General features: G+C 59.8%; 17 protein-coding genes and 1 tRNA gene. 4 read left to right on the top strand and 14 right to left on the bottom strand.

Annotation, left to right across the window (positions count from 1 at the left end):
• Positions 1-137 precede the first annotated feature (137 nt).
• The 3 genes from ACSQ9D_RS17825 to tesB form a co-directional block, all read right to left on the bottom strand.
• Positions 138-1,571: an ammonium transporter gene (locus ACSQ9D_RS17825; RefSeq protein WP_037116450.1), complete on the bottom strand. Its 1,434-nt coding sequence runs from the start codon at positions 1,569-1,571 to the stop codon at positions 138-140.
• A gap of 28 nt (positions 1,572-1,599) precedes the next feature.
• Positions 1,600-1,950, bottom strand: a complete 351-nt coding sequence (locus ACSQ9D_RS17830; RefSeq protein WP_007794422.1) for a P-II family nitrogen regulator — start codon at positions 1,948-1,950, stop codon at positions 1,600-1,602.
• 211 nt (positions 1,951-2,161) lie between these two features.
• A complete protein-coding gene (gene tesB, locus ACSQ9D_RS17835) occupies positions 2,162-3,046 on the bottom strand; it encodes an acyl-CoA thioesterase II (RefSeq protein ID WP_436283282.1) in 885 nt (294 codons plus the stop codon).
• Positions 3,047-3,132: 86 nt separating this feature from the next.
• On the opposite strand from tesB, the gene ACSQ9D_RS17840 reads away from it, so the two are divergent.
• Positions 3,133-4,347, top strand: coding sequence for a ubiquinone biosynthesis hydroxylase (locus tag ACSQ9D_RS17840; RefSeq protein ID WP_436283283.1), 1,215 nt, complete (start codon positions 3,133-3,135; stop codon positions 4,345-4,347).
• On the opposite strand, the gene ACSQ9D_RS17845 is transcribed toward ACSQ9D_RS17840, so the two are convergent.
• From ACSQ9D_RS17845 to ACSQ9D_RS17860, 4 genes are all read right to left on the bottom strand, one after another.
• Positions 4,348-4,536, bottom strand: a complete 189-nt coding sequence (locus ACSQ9D_RS17845; protein ID WP_007794429.1) for a Trm112 family protein — start codon at positions 4,534-4,536, stop codon at positions 4,348-4,350.
• A gap of 9 nt (positions 4,537-4,545) precedes the next feature.
• Positions 4,546-5,214, bottom strand: a complete 669-nt coding sequence (locus ACSQ9D_RS17850) for an LON peptidase substrate-binding domain-containing protein (protein ID WP_024315341.1) — start codon at positions 5,212-5,214, stop codon at positions 4,546-4,548.
• A gap of 111 nt (positions 5,215-5,325) precedes the next feature.
• Positions 5,326-6,291 (bottom strand): thioredoxin, encoded by a 966-nt coding sequence (gene trxA / locus ACSQ9D_RS17855; RefSeq protein WP_436283284.1) that lies wholly within the window; start codon positions 6,289-6,291, stop codon positions 5,326-5,328.
• A gap of 53 nt (positions 6,292-6,344) precedes the next feature.
• Positions 6,345-6,854, bottom strand: coding sequence for a prolyl-tRNA synthetase associated domain-containing protein (locus ACSQ9D_RS17860; protein ID WP_436283285.1), 510 nt, complete (start codon positions 6,852-6,854; stop codon positions 6,345-6,347).
• A 253-nt stretch (positions 6,855-7,107) separates the two neighbouring features.
• On the opposite strand from ACSQ9D_RS17860, the gene ACSQ9D_RS17865 reads away from it, so the two are divergent.
• A tRNA-Gly gene (locus ACSQ9D_RS17865) sits at positions 7,108-7,182 on the top strand.
• A 436-nt stretch (positions 7,183-7,618) separates the two neighbouring features.
• Here the strand turns inward: ACSQ9D_RS17865 and ACSQ9D_RS17870 are convergent.
• The 7 genes from ACSQ9D_RS17870 to ACSQ9D_RS17900 all read right to left on the bottom strand — a co-directional run bounded on the left by ACSQ9D_RS17870 (position 7,619) and on the right by ACSQ9D_RS17900 (position 14,644).
• Positions 7,619-7,801: a hypothetical protein gene (locus tag ACSQ9D_RS17870; RefSeq protein WP_436283286.1), complete on the bottom strand. Its 183-nt coding sequence runs from the start codon at positions 7,799-7,801 to the stop codon at positions 7,619-7,621.
• A 115-nt stretch (positions 7,802-7,916) separates the two neighbouring features.
• Complete coding sequence (locus ACSQ9D_RS17875) at positions 7,917-8,966, bottom strand: Ldh family oxidoreductase (protein WP_436283287.1); 1,050 nt, start codon at positions 8,964-8,966, stop codon at positions 7,917-7,919.
• Between the two features lie 33 nt (positions 8,967-8,999).
• A complete protein-coding gene (locus tag ACSQ9D_RS17880; RefSeq protein WP_436283288.1) occupies positions 9,000-9,965 on the bottom strand; it encodes a hydroxyacid dehydrogenase in 966 nt (321 codons plus the stop codon).
• A gap of 79 nt (positions 9,966-10,044) precedes the next feature.
• The gene (pdxA, locus tag ACSQ9D_RS17885; protein ID WP_436283289.1) at positions 10,045-11,028 is read right to left on the bottom strand and encodes a 4-hydroxythreonine-4-phosphate dehydrogenase PdxA; all 984 of its coding nucleotides are present in this window, start codon (positions 11,026-11,028) and stop codon (positions 10,045-10,047) included.
• 30 nt (positions 11,029-11,058) lie between these two features.
• Complete coding sequence (locus tag ACSQ9D_RS17890) at positions 11,059-12,192, bottom strand: iron-containing alcohol dehydrogenase (protein WP_436283290.1); 1,134 nt, start codon at positions 12,190-12,192, stop codon at positions 11,059-11,061.
• Between the two features lie 347 nt (positions 12,193-12,539).
• On the bottom strand, positions 12,540-13,727 hold the full coding sequence (locus ACSQ9D_RS17895; protein WP_436283291.1) for a sialidase family protein: 1,188 nt from the start codon (positions 13,725-13,727) through the stop codon (positions 12,540-12,542).
• Between the two features lie 11 nt (positions 13,728-13,738).
• A complete protein-coding gene (locus tag ACSQ9D_RS17900) occupies positions 13,739-14,644 on the bottom strand; it encodes a dihydrodipicolinate synthase family protein (protein ID WP_436283292.1) in 906 nt (301 codons plus the stop codon).
• 306 nt (positions 14,645-14,950) lie between these two features.
• Here ACSQ9D_RS17900 and ACSQ9D_RS17905 point away from each other — a divergent pair, with 306 nt between their 5' ends.
• A complete protein-coding gene (locus tag ACSQ9D_RS17905) occupies positions 14,951-16,600 on the top strand; it encodes an ABC transporter substrate-binding protein (RefSeq protein ID WP_037116465.1) in 1,650 nt (549 codons plus the stop codon).
• Positions 16,601-16,741: 141 nt separating this feature from the next.
• Positions 16,742-17,698 carry an ABC transporter permease gene (locus ACSQ9D_RS17910; protein WP_436283293.1) on the top strand — a complete coding sequence of 319 codons (957 nt, stop codon included), beginning with the start codon at positions 16,742-16,744 and terminating at the stop codon, positions 17,696-17,698.

Here is a 17,698-nt window from a genome sequence, read left to right on the forward strand (position 1 = left end):
CCGTCCCCACATCTTGCACCGGAAAATAAAAAAGCCCGAACCTGTGGAGGTCCGGGCCAAGAGCGGTCTATTCGGATGAATAGGCCGCGACGGGCTGTTCAGCGGCGCCTACTTCCGCAAGCGCCGCAATGCCTTGATTACGAGTGGTAGGCTGCTTCGCCGTGGGTTGCGAGGTCGAGACCTTCGCGCTCGGCTTCGACAGAGACGCGCAGACCAATGACGACATCAACGATCTTGTAGAGGATCGCGGAACCGACGCCCGACCATACGATCGTCGTCAGGACGGCCTTCAGCTGAGCGAGAACCTGCGTCGCCGTACCCGGATAGCTGGCTGCGAAATCAGCCGTCGAGTAATCGACGATGCCTGCACCACCAAGCGCCGGGTTGACCAGGATACCGGTGCCAATAGCGCCGAGGATACCGCCGATGCAGTGAACGCCGAAGACGTCAAGGCTGTCGTCGTAGTTGAACTTGTTCTTCACGACGTCGACGAAGAAGTAGCAGACCGGCGAAACGATGAGGCCGAGAACGATCGAACCCATCGGGCCGGCGAAGCCGGCTGCCGGGGTGACGGCAACGAGACCAGCGACGGCACCCGAGGCTGCACCGAGCATCGAAGCCTTGCCGCGTGCAAAGTTTTCGACGAGGCACCAGGACACAGCGGCAGCAGCCGTTGCAACGAAGGTGTTGATCATTGCGAGCGAAGCATAGGCGTTGGCTTCGAGGTTAGAGCCGGCGTTGAAGCCGAACCAACCAACCCACAGAAGCGAAGCACCGACCATGGTCAGGGTCATGGAATGCGGAGCCATGATTTCCTTCTTATAGCCCGTACGCTTGCCGAGCATGATGGCGCCGATGAGACCGGCAATACCGGCATTGATGTGGACGACCGTGCCGCCGGCGAAGTCAAGCGCGCCGTAGGAGAAGATCAGACCCGATGGCGAGGTGTAGGAGCTCGGACCGCCCCAGAACCAGACCATGTGTGCCATCGGGAAGTAGACGAACGTGACCCACAGGACAACGAAGAGCATGACAGCCGAGAACTTGATGCGCTCGGCAAAGGCGCCGACGATCAGCGCCGGCGTGATGCAGGCGAAGGTCATCTGGAAGCAGACGAAGGACAACTCCGGAATGGCAACGCCCTTCGTGAAGGTCTCGGACAGGGTCGTCGTGTCGACACCCGCGAGGAAAGCCTTCGAGAAGCCGCCGACGAAGCTGTTGAGCGAACCGCCATCGGTAAAGGCTAGCGAATAGCCGTAAGTTACCCAGATGATCATCACCACGGCCGTGATCATGAAGACCTGCATGAGAACCGAGAGCATGTTCTTGGCGCGAACGAGACCGCCGTAGAACAGGGCAAGGCCCGGGATCGTCATCAAAAGGACCAGAACCGTCGAGATCAGCATCCAGGTGTTGTCACCCTTGTCGACCGTCATCGCAGGAGCAGCAGCGGCGGCAGCAGGCGCAGCCGTCGTGGCGGCATCCTGCGCGAAGGCAGCGATCGGCGCGAGCAGCGCAGCCGACGCAGCAGCAAGCCGCGCATATGTGGAAGAAAACTTCGAAATTGACATTGAAAGAGGCTCCCTTGCTCTGCCGCGCTTACAGCGCTTCTGTGTCGGTTTCGCCGGTGCGGATGCGCACGGCATGGTCGATCGAATAGACGAAGATCTTGCCGTCGCCGATCTGGCCGGTCTTGGCAGATGACGCGATAGCCTCGACGGCCTTGTCGACGAGTTCGGAGGCAACCGCGATCTCGATCTTGAGCTTCGGCAGGAAGCTGACCGCATATTCGGTGCCGCGATAAATCTCAGTATGCCCCTTCTGGCGCCCGTAGCCCTTCACTTCGGTCACGGTCAGGCCCTGAATGCCGATCGCCGTGAGGGCTTCACGCACCTCATCCAGCTTGAACGGCTTGATAATGGCCATCACAATTTTCATCTGGTTTTCCATCCTTCGTTACCCTCGGCGCGGAGCCGACTCTCCTTGCCGCTGACGTTCCCGAACAGCGACCGGGGATATACATTCAAAGGGCGTGCCAGATTCGAGGGGTGAAACTAACTCATTGAAAAATAAAAGTTATATAAATTGGCGCCAATAAACAGGCAAATGATTGCCCAATATTCGATCATAAAATATCCAAATGAATAAATATGCCTATAATTTATTCATTTGCCCTTTTACGAATCAGTCCCTCCTGCGCTACCGACGCAATCAGGAGACCGTCTTTCGTAAACAGACTACCGCGGGTCAGCCCCCTCGCGCCGGAGGCAGAGGGGCTGTCCTGCGTATAAAGAAGCCAATCGTCGAGTTTTGTCGGCCGATGGAACCACATGGAGTGATCGAGGCTGGCGACCTGGATCGTCTGGTCGAAGATCGACGTTCCATGCGGATGGAGCGAGGTATCGAGCAGGGTCATGTCGGAGAGATAGGCAAGAATGGCAGCCTGATAGTACCGATCGTCGGGAACCGGCCCCGTTGCCCGAACCCAGACATGCTGCACCGGATCAAGCTTCTTATCCGAGAAATAGTGCGTGAGCGATATCGGCCGGATTTCGATCGGCCGTTCGCGCTCCCAGTATTTGCGAATCGGGGCCGGCGCGTTGGCGAGAAACTGAGCCGCGATCTGCTGTTCATCGAGCAGCTTCTCGGGAACGGGCACATCGGGCATGGCAATCTGGTGATCGAAACCGGGTTCCTCGATCTGGAACGAAGAAGATAGGGCGAAAATTGCCTTTCCATGCTGGATGGCCACGACCCGGCGCGTATTGAAACTCGATCCGTCACGAATCCGCTCCACCTGATAGACGATCGGCACCGAGGGATCGCCGGGGCGCATGAAGTAAGCGTGCAACGAATGCACGGTGCGTTCGCGCTCCACCGTGCGCTGTGCCGCCATCAACGCCTGGGCAATGACCTGACCGCCGAACACGCGCTGCCAGCCGACCTGCGGGCTTCGTCCACGAAAGATGTCAACCTCGATCGGCTCGAGATCCAGCGTAGAAAGCAGGGTCTCCATTGCGGTCGGTTTTTCGGTGTCGCGCGTCATTTTGTATAGCTCCGGGCGGTAGGAAGTGCGGCAGCGATGATCTATATAGATCAATACGATATTCACAAGAAACGGAGCGGAACTCCATGCGGGACATGCTAGTTGTAGGCGCGGGTTATGTAGGGCTCTCCGCTGCCGTGGCAGTCAAGCAGGCGGCGCCTCACCTCGATATCGCGGTCGTCGAAGCAGCGCCTGCTGGTGTATGGCAGAAGGACATGCGCGCCTCGGCAATTATCGCCGCCGCAACCAGGATGCTTGAGGTTTTCGGCATCTGGGACGAGATCGAGCCCGAAGCGCAGCCGATCACCAAGATGATCGTTACCGATTCGAAGACATCCGATCCGGTGCGCCCGGTCTTCCTGACTTTCGATGGTGAAGTGGAGGATGGACGGCCTTTCGCGCACATGATTTCAAATGTCGCATTGGTCGGGGCACTCCGCGGAGCATGTGACCGGCTTGGCATCGAAATTCGTCACGGCTTCAGCGCGACCGGGCTTTCCATTGCCGATACGCATGCAGCGGTCACGGCCTCGGATGGCAGCGTGCTGGAAGCCCGGCTCGTCGTCGCCTGCGACGGCGTCCGCTCACACCTACGGGATCTGGCAGGCATCAAGACAGTCTCTTGGGACTACGGCCAGTCGGGGATCGTCACGACGGTCGAGCATGAGCGTCCGCATCATGGTTGTGCGGAAGAGCATTTCCTTCCGTCTGGACCTTTTGCCATCCTGCCGCTGAAAGGGAACCGCTCCTCGCTTGTCTGGACGGAGCCGACGTCGGAGGCCAACCGTCTCGTCACATCCGACGATCTCATCTTTGAGGAAGAGCTGGAGCGCCGCTTCGGTCACAAGCTCGGTACCTTGAGGGTTGTCGGCGAGAAGCGGGCCTTCCCGCTCGGGTTGACGCTTGCAAGGGCTTTCGTGGCGCCGCGTGTAGCACTCGCCGGCGACGCTGCGCACGGCATTCACCCGATTTCGGGCCAGGGCCTGAATCTCGGCTTCAAGGATGTTGCCGCCCTTGCCGAGACCATCGTCGAAGCCGACCGACTCGGCCTGGATATCGGTTCAATCAATATCCTCGAGCGCTATCAGGCATGGCGTCGCTTCGACACCTTCCGCATGGGCGTCACCACGGACGTGCTGAACCGGCTCTTTTCGAACGATATGGCACCACTGCGCATCGCCCGCGATTTCGGTCTCGGTATCGTCGATCGCCTCCCCGGCCTCAAATCGTTCTTCATCGGACAGGCTGCCGGCACCACCGCCAAAGACAATCCCCGCCTGCTGGCAGGGCAGACAATCTAGTCAGTCGTCCAGACCGCGCGCCTCTGAGACCAGCATGATCGGAATGCCATCACGGATCGGATAGGCTAGGCGCGCCTTTTCCGACACGAGTTCATTATGCTCCCGGTCGTAGGTAAGGCGCCCCTTGGTCAGGGGGCATACCAGCAATTCCAGAAGCTTCGGGTCAACGCGGCTGAGCTTTTCATCCATAAGACGAACCTACTGCAGAACCGTGTCCGAGTCACCGAAGACACGCGCCAGCACGATCTCCGTGATCGCGATCAGCGTTTCGGCCCGCGTCTTTAGATCGGGCGCCTCCAGAAGGGCTTGCTTCTCGGCTGGCCCGAAGGGCGACATCATCGCGAGCGAATTGACCAAGGTGAGATTGCTGGCGCGCTCGACGCTTTCCCAATCGGCCTCGAGCTTGTTTGCGTCGAGATAGGCCTTGAAGGCGGCTAGAAGCGCGGCACGATCAACGGCATCCTCCTCGTCGCGCGCGGAAAGATCGGCAATGAAGGGGGCGATGCGGAAAGTCCGGAACGGATGATGCGTCTCCCGTTCCTCCAGCAGGCGAAAACGGCAGATGCCCGTGAGGGAAACGATATAGCGACCATCACCTGTCTCTGCGAACGAGGTAATGCGCCCAAGGCAGCCAACCGGAGCCAGATGAGCCTCGCCCGGCCCCTCCTGGTCGCCCAGTGCCGGCTGAACGATGCCGATTAGCCGATTGCCTGACAAGGCGGCATCAAACATCGCAAGATAGCGCGGCTCGAAAATATTGAGGGGCAACTGGCCGGTGGGCAGCAGCAGCGCGCCGCCAAGCGGAAAGACCGCGATCGTATCGGGCAGATCACCGGGTTTCAGATATCGTGCATTCCCCACTTGCATAGAGACTGGTCCTGCGTCACCGGCAAGCGCGACACGATGCGCCCGCACAAACGGAAATGTGGGGCCCGGCTCCAAAAACGCAAGGGCGCTGATCGAAACTTAGAGGGCGGATTAGGAAAACAGCATGGCGGAAAGCTTGCGCCGCGCCGAAACCGTTGCAGAATCCTTGAAACCCCAGACGTCGAAGAACTGCAGCAGCTGGCGGCGCGCACCATCGTCGTCGAAAGCCCGGTCCTTGCGCATGATATAGAGCAAATGCTCTGCCGATTCCTCGCGCCGACCCTCAACGTTGCGGATCTTAGCAAGTTTCAGCCGGGCTTCGTGATCATCGGGATTTCGCGCCAACTCCTGCTCCAGGGCAACGGGGTCACCGAGCTTGCGCGCTTCCTCGATCTGGTCGAGCTTCTTCGATACGGCCTGGATCGCCGGGTCCTTCGCCATTTCCTCCGGCAGTTCGGTCAGCGCCTCGCGCGCGCGCTCATGCTGGTTTGCCGCAATCATGCACTCCGCCATTCCCGCCAAAGCCTTGGCATTTTCGGGATCGGCCTGCATGATGGCGCCGTAAAGCTGTGCGGCACCGTTGATATCGCCGGATGCCAGCAGTTCGTCAGCCTCCTTCAGGACAGCCTCGATTTCGGCCGCCTGATCGGCGCCGGCCGGACCAGCGATGCGATCGATGAACTGATGAATCTGGCTCTCCGGCACAGCACCCATGAAACCATCGGCAGGACGACCGCCGACAAAGGCGATCACGGCCGGAATCGACTGGATGCCGAGCTGGCCTGCGATCGAGGGATGGTCATCGATGTTCATCTTGACCAATTTGACGCGCCCTTGCGCTTCGTTGACGACCTTTTCGAGCACCGGCGTCAGCTGCTTGCAAGGACCGCACCAAGGCGCCCAGAAATCCACGAGAACCGGCTGGTTGCGTGATTCCTCGATGACATCCTTCGCAAAACCCGCAGTCGTCGTATCCTTGATATAGCCAGCCGCGCCCGGGGCCGGTGCTGCCCCGTAGTTTGCCGTGGCCGTCATCTGGCCAAAGGAATTGTTGTAAGGATTGTCGTTGCCGCTCATGGATATCTCCCGCCGCGCCGGTCAGCCGGCTTTTCTAGCGCTAAAATCGTATGTCAGGACGTCACTTTCAAGACAAGCGGCTTGTGCCCTGTCGCTTCCATAAAGCGAATGAGGTCGCTGCTTGCGATCGATGTCGTGGCATCATTGGACAACGGATGACAATTGATCGTCTCGTCTTCCATCAGATCGACATCGAGAACGAACGTCACGTTTCCGCCCGTATCGTTGATCGCTCCAAACGCCGTGACCGAACCGGGAGCGACGCCAAGATACTCCATCAGCTTTTCCGGCTTTCCGAACGAGACCTTGCTGGCGGCGCCGATTAGCGTATGCACCGTCTTCAGATCCACCGTCGCGTTCTCTTCCACCGTCAGCAGGAAAAATTGATCCTTCTTATCTTTGACGAAGAGGTTCTTTGTGTGGCCGCCGGGGATCTCGTCACGCAGCGCGACCGATTCGGCGACCGTGAACACGGGCGCGTGATCCTTGGTGCAGTGCTTGATATCCAGGCCGTCAAGAAAGGCAAAAAGGTCATCTTTGGTCTTCGGCGTCACGTCGGTCATCATAAAATCCATGCGGTCAGGAGAGCGATAGGGTGCCTGATTACGTCCCGCCACCGTCTTTTGCAACGCTCGGAGTCGACGCTTTGCCCTGCATTTGCGGCACTTCCGATGACTTCAAGCGAGGTTCGAGAATTTTTCTTCGAGTTTCCGTCATTTCCCTGTTGCATTTGAAAATCGTTTGGGCGATATAGCGCCCGTCGCCGCAAGGTGGCGCCCACGGTCCTCACAACTACCCCGGACCGATGCGGATTGAGCGGGTGTAGCTCAGGGGTAGAGCACAACCTTGCCAAGGTTGGGGTCGAGGGTTCAAATCCCTTCGCCCGCTCCAAATTTTCTCTTGTCCAGCCCAGAGACATAGGTAACAATACGTACCCAAGACATGGGTGACAACCTCGTGCCGAACGGGTTGTCGATGGTTTGCAAGGTCCTCTGCTCCAAGTCGATATCCGAGATCATAGTGCATGAAGCTGGCGAGCCAAATGCGGTCGTCGACAGACCAGGTTCTATCTTCAGCTGGAAGCGTAGCACCTCGCTGCATCACCCCAGAAGATGGGGCGCAAGCCGAATACTCCGGTACAAAACGTCGCCTATCTCTAAGGTTGGGCACCTTTCAAAGGTGATTCTACTTTCCGACAACGGTCTGGGGATCGCCTGTATTTCCAAGATGTTGGAAATGGCCACTGCGACTCGATGAGATCGCCGGGCAACAAAATACCGACTGTCGGCGGCGCCAAACTGTCGGTTCTCGGATTTGGAAAATAGGATTAGCGGGAAGAACCGCGGGACGACGTCCAGGCATTTTCCGCTGCGTTCTTAGAGGGACCAGTGTCGCGCTGATCCCCGCGCTCTGCATCGTCGCGAGACGCTTCCACCTGCCGGTCGGCAATGTAAGGCGCCAGCATCTGCTCCAAATGAGCAGCGGTCAGGCCTGCTGCAAAGCTTCTCATCTCATCCCTCATAGCATTTACACTTTGTAAACACTTACCGGCTCGCAGCGCCGATCGAAACGGTGCGATCGAACTCTCCACGTGCTTTTGTTCGGGCTAGGATGAGCGCTCGGCACTAGGGCATAGCCACCCCGAGCCGTTCGGCATGGGGTGCGAGTGATGTCACGATGCTAGGGTGCAGCACCACCCCTTCTGCGAGAGCGCCCCGCTTGCGCGCCAGGCCGTTTTCACCCGGCAGCCGAACGCGTGCAACACCCAGGCGCGGTGGATTGCTGCGGCACGCATCGGCGAGCCAGCCGGTCTGTCGCAGAAAGGCATCACGACCACCAAAGGCGTCAGGATCGAAGACCTGGATAGTGACAGCAGCGTTCGTACCCTTCGGTCCGTCAACGCGGCCAAGTCCGGCAAGACCTTGCGTGAAAGCTTCGACGTGAAGGGCCATGCCGTAACCCTTCTGGCCATGATCAAGCCCTCCGACGGGTAGGAGCGTGCCGCCCCGTTCGATTACCCGCGGATCGCGGCTAGGCTCGCCATTCTCGTCCATCAGCCATTCGTGCTCATACTGCCGGCCTTCGCGAACCAGGCGCTGCGCCATGTTGACCGTCGTGATCGAAGCACTGATGTCGATCAGAATCGGGTCGCCGGGGGTCGGAATGCCATGTGCGACCGGGTTAGGCGTGTAGACGCCCTTTCGGCCCCCGAATGGCGCGACCTGCGCCCCGGATGGGCTGGAGCTTGCGATGCTGACCATGTAGCCGCGATCGGTAGCAATGGTGAGATAGGCGGCCAGGCAACCTATATGGTGGCTGTCGGCGATCGCGATCGTCGCGGTGCCGTAGGTTTTTGCGCGGTCGCAGGCAAGCTTCACCGCCTCGGATGTCAGCCATGCGCCGGGAAGGCGGCGCCCATGCCAGGCAATGGCAGGCCCACGGTCGGACAAGACCTCTGGCATACCCTCGCGCTTCATCACGCCATCGGCGATACTTTGCAAATACCAGCCTGCCAACGCCAGACCATGCGTCGTGTGCCCCATCAGATCGGCTTCGACGAGATAGTGGGCGACAGCAGTGGCCTTTTCCCCCTCAAGCCCGGCCACAGTAAACAATGCCCGCGCGAATCGGCGCAGCGTATCCGGTGCATAGCGGATATCGGATGTCTCGCCCATAATTCTCTCCATTCGTTGCCGGCATCAGGCGGGTCAGCGCGCCAGAAAGCGGGGTTCAAGTGTCCGGCCGTCAAACGCCGCAAGCACGTTCTCGGCCGCCATGATCGAAACGGCGCGTTTCGCATCGAGCGTGACGCCCGCGACATGGGGCGTAACCAGTGTGTTCGATAGCTGGAACAAGGGACTGTTGATGCCGGGCGGCTCGACGGCGAAACTGTCCAGCCCGGCGCCAGCGAGATGCCCTTCTTCAAGGGCGGCGATCAACGCGTTCTCGTCGACGACTTCGCCGCGCGCCGTGTTGATCAGGAATGCGCCCTGCTTCATCAGCCCGAAGCGGCGGGCGTCGATCAGGTTCTGCGTCTCCGAGGTCAACGGACAGTGCAGGCTGACGATGTCGGAGTTCGCAAGAAGGGTATCGAGATCGGTTTCGCGGCAGACGCCACCGTGAAAGGCGCTGTCCGGCGCGTGTGGATCGAAGGCCGAGACGATCATGCCGATGGCGCCAGCCATTCTGGCAAGCGTCTGACCGATGAAGCCGAAGCCTACAAGACCGAGCCGCTGGCCGCGCAGCTCACGTCCCCTGTACTGGTTCTTGTCCCAGATGCCGTCCCGGATCAGTGCATCTTGGCGCGGCAGATCCTTGACCAGCGACATGATCAGCGCAAGCGCATGTTCGGCAACCGAATGCCCGTTGCTGCCCGTGGTCATTGACACCGGGATGCCGAGCGCCGTGGCCGACTTCACATCGATGTCGTTCGTTCCGACGCCATGCTTGGCGATATGCCGCAGCTTTCCGCCGGCTTGCATTTCCTCCGGCCCGAGAAGATCGGCGAGCAGGCGCACAATAACTGCATCCGGCTTGTAGGCCTTCATTATCTCGATAACGGCCTGTCGGTCGATATAGGGAGGAGTGGCGATGACGCTTGCTCCGGCTTCTTCCAGAAGGGCACGGCCTTCCGGCGCCAGTTCGCCGCCGAGAATGACAACTGTCTTTTCCATCGCTCATCTCCTTCAAAGAGCAAAGCGGATCGAGCGGCGCAATGCTGCGCCCCTCGACGAGCGGAAAGCCTTCGAGGCGTTAGGCCGCCTGCCGGCGCGGAGACCGCGCCATCAGCCGCGCATAGGCGATAGCCGAAAGCATATTCACGTGGTTGGCCTTGCCCGTGCCGGCGATATCGAAGGCCGTACCGTGGTCAACCGACACGCGATCGATCGGCAGGCCGAGCGAGACGTTGACCGCCGTGTCGAAGGCAATGAGCTTGATCGGAATGTGGCCCTGGTCGTGATACTGCGCAATGACGAGATCGAAGGCGCCGTTATAGGCACGCGCAAACACGGTATCGGCCGAGATCGGCCCCACGACATCGATGCCCTTCGCCTGCGCCAGTTCGACGGCCGGCGCCAGGAATTCGGTATCCTCGGTACCAAACAGACCGTTTTCGCCGCAATGCGGATTGAGGCCGGCAACCGCGATGCGCGCCTTCAGGCCAAGGCGCATGAAGTGATTGTGGCCTGCCTCAATCGTCGCCAGGACACGCTCGGTCTTGGCGCGCTCGATCGCCCCTTTGAGCGAGATATGAGTGGAAACGTGGATGGTATTCAGCCGCTCTGAGGCGAGCAGCATAAAGGAACTCTTCGAACCCGTCAGGTGCGCCAGCAGGCCGGTATGGCCATCATAGTGGTGACCGGCAAGGTTCATCGCTTCCTTGTTGATCGGTGCGGTGACGATGACATCGACGTTGCCTGACATCGCGAGATCGACGGCGCGACTGATGTAGCGCACCGAGGCATCGCCCGCGACCGGGCTGACCTTACCGATCTCAGGCAGCGGTGCGCCAAGCTCCACTTCGTCGACCGCGATCTTGCCGGCCGTATCTGCCAGCGCAAAGGAAAGTCCGGTTGCCGCAGCGCGATTGGCGCGCTCCAGCGCCTCGGTATTGCCGACGATGACGAAATCGCGACGCTCCTGCTCCGGCATCGTGGCCAGCGCCTTGACGATTACCTCGGGGCCGACGCCTGCCGGATCGCCGAGCGTCACGGCGACTTTCGCATTCCTGTCCATCACTCACGGTCCTCTTTGGGAAAGCGCACCTTAAAAGGCGGCTTCATAGATCGAGCGGATATCGGCGCGCGACAGGTCGCGCGGATTATTGTCGAGCAGACGACGGATGGCAAAGGCATCATCAGCCATTGCATCCAGATCGCCTTCCGGCACGCCGAGACCGGAGAGCTTCATTTCAATCCCGAGTTCGGCGCAGAAGGAATAGGCGGCATCGAATACAGATTCGATATTGTCTGAAGTCTTGCGGCCAAGCGCTGCCATGACGGCACTGGTCTTTTCAGGCACCGCTGGCGTGTTGAATGCGAGGACATGCGGGAAGATCAGCGCGTTTGCCGCACCATGCGCCACATGCCAGCGAGTCCCAAGCGGATAGGCGAGCGCGTGGCCGCCAGCGGTGTTGACCGGGCCGAGACAGAAACCGCCATAGAGGGAGGCGAGTGACAGGCCGGCGCGCGCTTCAGCGTCGGACCCATCCTTGACAGCGCGGGCCAGATATTTTCCGACCAACCGTGTACCGTCGATTGCGTAGAGGTCGATCATGGGATGCGCCTTGCGATTGGTGAACGCCTCGACACAATGAGCCATGGCATCGACACCCGTCGCTGCGGTCGTGCGCGAGGGCACGCTGAAGGTCAGCGCCGGATCGACGACGGCGATATCTGCCAACATATGCATGCTCTCGACGGCAAGCTTGGCCATCGTCGTCGGATCGGTGACGAGGGCTCGGATGCCCGCCTCGCTGCCGGTGCCTGACGTCGTCGGCACCTGCGCCAGCGCAACGCGGCGCGGTCTCTTGACCTTGTTTGGCCCGACAACTTCATGCAGCGTCTGCGACGAACCGGCGAGAACGGCGGCAAGTTTCGCAAGATCCATGGCACTGCCGCCGCCGAAGCCGACGACAAGCTGGGCATCCACCGCGTTTGCCGCCGCCAACACCTTGTCGAGATTGGCCGTATCCGGCTCGGGCGTTACATCGGCAAACACCGTGATTTCACCCTTGAGCGCCAGCGCATCGACGCGCGTTGCGTTGAAGGCGTCGGAAATGACGAGGGTTCTGACATAGCCCTTCTCGCTCGCCCACTTGCCGAGCCGCTCCGCCGTGCCGATGCCGAACTCGATCAGGTGCGGTCGGACGATTGTTATAGGCGAATCCAAGCTGACCACTGGACGACTCCTCCCTGCGAATGCTGCGGCATTTCGACCACTAAGATGTAAATTTGTTATACAATGTCGCCACCCTTGGCAAGCAGCGACATCACCCACATGGGAAAAAATTGCGTTTCGGCGGATCGTGCCGCGCAGAGGGCAAGACCAAATATTCAATCATCTATTTGATATTAAAGGTCGAAATAGTGGACACGAACGTCTGATCATCGTGATATCAGGCTGGCGCCGCATTGTCAGGAAAGCGATATGAAGTTGTCAAAACAGGCGTTGAAAGCCGACGCAACAGCCGCTTCTGAGCGCCGCGCCGGCTCTAGAATGTTCACAACTGACGACCTATGAAGGCCTCACGCAATCGCGTTAGCCGAAAGCCGGACGTATTTTATGGTTCGGCGGTAGTAGGTGTAGGCGATGTGCACGGCACCATCAGGCCCTTGGACGATCGAAGGGTAGGAAAACTCGCGATTGACGGAGTCCTTCGAGTTGTTGCTGAGGCAATATCCATCGCCGGTATCGAGGTCGATGCGGCGGGGGAAACTGGCGCCGCCATCACTGGAGAGGGCTAGGCTGAGTGGCGCGCGAGGCACGCCCCAGACTGCCTTACGGCGCTCGATCGTCGGCGCCGGCGCGACCTTCACCTCCTCGTCGCCTTCGATCTCGTCGTAGAGCGATTGGCGCCGGGCATCCGACGTCAACGCGTTCGAATGGTTGTAAACCATTGCGATCATGCCATTTTTCAGTTTGGTCGCCTGGATCGACGAGTTGTTGTTCGGCAGATCGATGGGCTGAGGCGCGCTCCAATGCTCACCGCCATCGCTCGAGCGGCTGGACAGAACCGATTCAGAGAAGCGGTTGCGGTAGAAGGCGACAAGGTTGTCGCCGTCGAGCAGCACGATGTTCATGTGAACCGCCCCAACGCTGTCTGGGACCTCGGTTAGGACCCAACTCTTGCCCTGATCGCGCGAGATCAGCACGCCTGCCGTATCCACGTCGCCTGTCCAGCGCTCGCCGGGCAAACCGATGCAGCGAAAGATCGGCAGGAGCCAGATACCGCTTTTATTGATGAGGATCGGCTGGCGAACAAACGTGCCCGGGATATCGCAGAGAACGCGCACCCCTCCGAATGTTTTGCCGCCGTCGCCCGAGATCCGGCATTTGACAACAGACCCATCCTGATTGCCCGAGGTCTGCGAGGTATAAAGCAGCCAAACCGTTCCGTCTGGCGCATTGAAAATCAAAGGATTTTGCTCTGATTTCGCCGGATCGTCGGACATCTTCTCCGGCTGCGACCAACGCGATGCTCCAGGGGCGAGCCGCGACATGTAAATGGAAATGTCGCCCATCCCCTCCATCGTGCCGCCGAACCAGACGCAGGTCAGCGTCCCCTCGGGCAAAAAGGCGAGATTGGCTGCGTGGTTCTGGATGCAGGGAGAGGGAAGATAGGCATCGGCACGCCCCTTCTCCCTTGCATTCTCAACGACCTCGCCGGTCATCAGCGCCGGAACGGCTTCGGGTGGCAAACCTGTAGAGCTCATGGTCGCGCTCCTTACGGCAACTTGGCGTAGGCTTCGGAAAGTGCAGCATGGTCGGCATCGCTGATCGGCATCAGCGGCGCGCGCGTGCGCCGCCATGTATCATTGCCGGTCTTGAGGCCGACCATGGCCTTGATCGTCGGGATTTGCACATAGGAATTGGAAAGCGTTCGGTAGGCATTGATGCGAGCCTGAGCGACCTCGACCTCGCCAGCGTGCGCCTCGTCGTGCACCTTATCGTAGACGGTGCGCAGCGAGTCCGCGACGAGATTGGAGGTTGCCGTGATGCAGCCCGCACCTCCCGCCTTCAACAGTGGCAGGAGCAGCGGATCGGCGCCCGCCAACACGGAGAAGCCCGGATAAGCCGCGATGATTGCCTGCATGTTGTTGAAATCTCCGGCAGATTCCTTGATTCCTACCACCGTGTCGGGGAAGGCTTCGATCAACTTGCCGATCAACGGAATGGAAAGCGGAACGCCCGAGACCTGCGGGATGTGATAGAGAATGACCTGCAGCCGGTTGTCGGCGACCTTTTCGAGAACTTGCGAGTAGGCGACAAATAGCCCGTCGTCGGATACGCCCTTGTAGTAGAAGGGCGGCAGCATCACGACCTTCGTCACGCCGAGGGAAAGAGCGTGCTTGGTCAGCTCCACCGTTTCCGGAATGGCGACAACGCCGGTTCCGGGGAGCAGCTTGTCAGCCGGCACGCCTGCCTTGAGCGCCGCCTCTAGTATCGCCCGGCGCTCGCCCGAGGAAAAGGAATTTGCTTCGCCCGTCGTGCCAAGCAAGGCCACACCGTGGCAACCTTCCTGCAGCAGACGCCGGCAGTGCACGGTGAACAGGCCAAGGTCCGGGCTGTTATCCGCATTGAGCGGCGTTGCGGCCGCGCTGAATACGCCTGTAATCTTGTGATCGCTCATATCGTCCTCCTCGGATGAACGCCGCATGGCTGGCGGCAAAGGCGGGAATCCAGGCCCGCGAGATGCGGGTTTCTTCGTCCCCACAAGAAGTGTTGTCAATATGACAATACGAGGTGGTGGCCACTTCATTTTTTAAGTCACGGAAAATGTTGACAAAAATATTTCACGCTTTTCCAAAACTAACACAAAGATTAATTTCTGTTGACATATTTACATTATCGCGCGAGTGTCTGCGCCATGTCGTGACGCACTTTCGGGATAGAGTGGAAAGTGGAGACGCCATCAATTTTGCCATGGGAGGACAACATGACTGATCGCAATGAAGAAAAATCTGCGCAGGGAACGCAGATGTCGCGCCGCGAGGCATTGAAGCTCGGCCTCGCCGCCGGTGTCGGCCTCACCGTATTCGGGATGAACGCCCGTATCGTGTTCGCCGATGAAGGACAGGTTCTCAAGGCCGCGCATCCGGCGTTCGACCAGGACTGGTCGCCGCTGCGTGGCGGCGGACGTCCTTTCCGCTGGAACTCGATCTGGTGGGCTTCGCCGATGTATTTCGACAGCGAAGGCAAGATCAAGCCATACGTCTTCACCAGCTGGGAATCCTCCGACAACAAGGTCTGGACCTTCAAGATCGATCCGAAGGCCGTCTTCTCCGATGGCAGCAAGATCACCTCGGCCGACGTCAAGGGCTCATGGGAAGTCGCGTCCATGCCCAACACCAAGAGCCAGCGCGCCGATCAGGTGCTGAGCAAGGTTCAGGGTTACAAGGAAATCAGCGGCGGTTCGGCCAACGAACTGACAGGCGTTGCTACGCCTGACGAAGGCACTGTTGTCGTGACCCTGACGGATGTCGATCCAATCTTCTTCATGCGCCTTGCCAACCATATCGCTCCGATCACCAAGGCAGCGCAGTCGCGCGGCAGCGATGGCGAGGAAGTCGCCGATTGGTACAAGCCCGACAGCAGCCCGGTGTTCTCCGGCCCCTTCAAGCTGACCAGCCTCGATATCGATGCCGGCAAGTTGGTATTCGAGCCGAACGAGAAGTTTTTCGGGCCGAAGCCGAAGCTTGCCCGTATCGAGATCACATCGGTGGAAGACAACGTCACTGCGACCTCGCTGATCAACTCGGGCGAGTTCAACGCCCACACCGAGCTTGTGACCTCCACCATCATCCAGGATCTCGGTCCCGAATTCTCCTCCGGCCCGCTGATCCCGACCAGCCAGCACTTCTGGTTCAACATCAGCCGCGCTCCGATGGACGATCCGAAGGTTCGCCAGGCGCTGATCATGGCGATCGATCGCGACGGCCTGTTCAAGGCATCCTATCCGGATGGACCGCACAAGAAGGCTGATCAGATTCTCAATTCCGTCCCCGGCGCCGACAATTCCGGCTTCGAGCCCTACCCCTACGATCCGGCAGCGGCCAAGAAGTTGCTTGCCGAATCCAGCTACGGTGGTCCCGAGCGCCTGCCAAAGATCCTCTTTGTCGGCATCTCGGCCCCGGCCATCGAAGCCGCAGCCCAGTTCATCGCCGAACAGTGGCGCCAGAACCTCGGCATCACCGCCGTCGACATGAAACCGCAACAGGACTCCTACGCCGGTCCTGACCAGAACGCGGTCCAGATCTTCCGCGATGACGTTGGGACACGCGTTCCTGACGCCGCCTCCTATCTCGCCGGCTGCATCGCCTCGACCTCGTCGAACGCACAAAACAAGCTTGGCGGATACAAGAACGACAAGGTTGATGCCGCCCTTGCCGAAGCGGCCAAGAAGCCGGCTGACGACCCGCAGCGCATCAAGCTCGCGCAGGATGCCCAGAAGGCATTCCGCGACGATTGGGCGTTCATTCCGTGGTATTCTCAGGCGATGTCGCGCTGGGCCACCAAGGAGGTCAAGGGCATGGAAAAGAACCTCGACTGGCAGGTCGTGGCGCCCTGGGACATCTCGGTCGGCTGAGCCGGCGTCCGAAAATAGCCTCCGGGCATTTGGCAACCGCGCGAAGACCGCAAGGCCTTCGCGCAAGTTTCAAGAAGAGACGGCATCTCTGCGGGGACGACCCGAATACGGAGCCATGCCGACAACAGGTGGGAGGTAACCTTGTTACGCTACGTGCTAACCCGGTTTGCCATCTGGATTCCGTCCGTCCTGATAGTCATGCTGGCCGTGTATGCGCTGGCCTTCTACGGCGCCGGCGATCCGATCAAGCTGATCTTTCTGCGCGCACCCGGCGACGTTGCCTATAATCCCGAGCGCATCGAAGCGATCCGCGAAAGCGCCGGCCTGAACAAGCCGTTCATCGTGCAGTTCGGCCTTTATATCTGGAACCTGCTGCATGGCCAGTTCGGCAACTCGCTGACCTCGGGCCGGTCGGTCTGGGCCATGGTTTCGGCAGCTGCGCCGGTTTCCTTCCAACTGGCGCTCTGTTCCATCATCTTGACCGCCGTCGTCGCCATTCCGCTCGGCATGATCGCGGCGATGAACCAGAACACGAGGCTCGACTACACGATCCTTGGCAGCGCGCTCTTCCTGTGGGCGATCCCGGCCTACGTCGCTGGTCCGCTGCTCATGGTCGCCCTGATCGTGCTGTTGCCGATGATCAAGGTCCCCTACGGCTGGGGCGGCGTCTTTGACGTACGTATCATCTTGCCGCTGATCGTGCTGTCGTTCCAGCCGATCGCGCTCATCGTGCGCCAGACGCGTGCGGCGGTCATCGAGGTTCTCTCGGAGGACTTTGTACGCACCGCCCGCGCCAAGGGCGTTCCGGAAATCGTGGTGGCTCTGCGCCACATTCTACGCCCGGTATTGACGCCTGTCGTGACCCAGCTCGGCCTGATCATGATTACCATCGTCAACGGCGCGATCTTCGTCGAACTCGTTTTCGGTCTGCCGGGCCTCGGACGCCTGACCGTTCAGGCGCTGACCAACTCGGACTATCCCGTCATTCTGGCAATCACGCTGATCGGATCCTTCCTGGTCATGGCCTCGAACCTCTTGGTCGACGTGCTCTATCCGCTGCTTGATCCGCGCGCCAATGATGCAAGAAGGAGCCGCTGA

The sequence above is a fragment of the Rhizobium sp. LjRoot258 genome (assembly GCF_964254185.1).
In the GTDB taxonomy this organism is placed as follows: Bacteria; Pseudomonadota; Alphaproteobacteria; order Rhizobiales; family Rhizobiaceae; genus Rhizobium.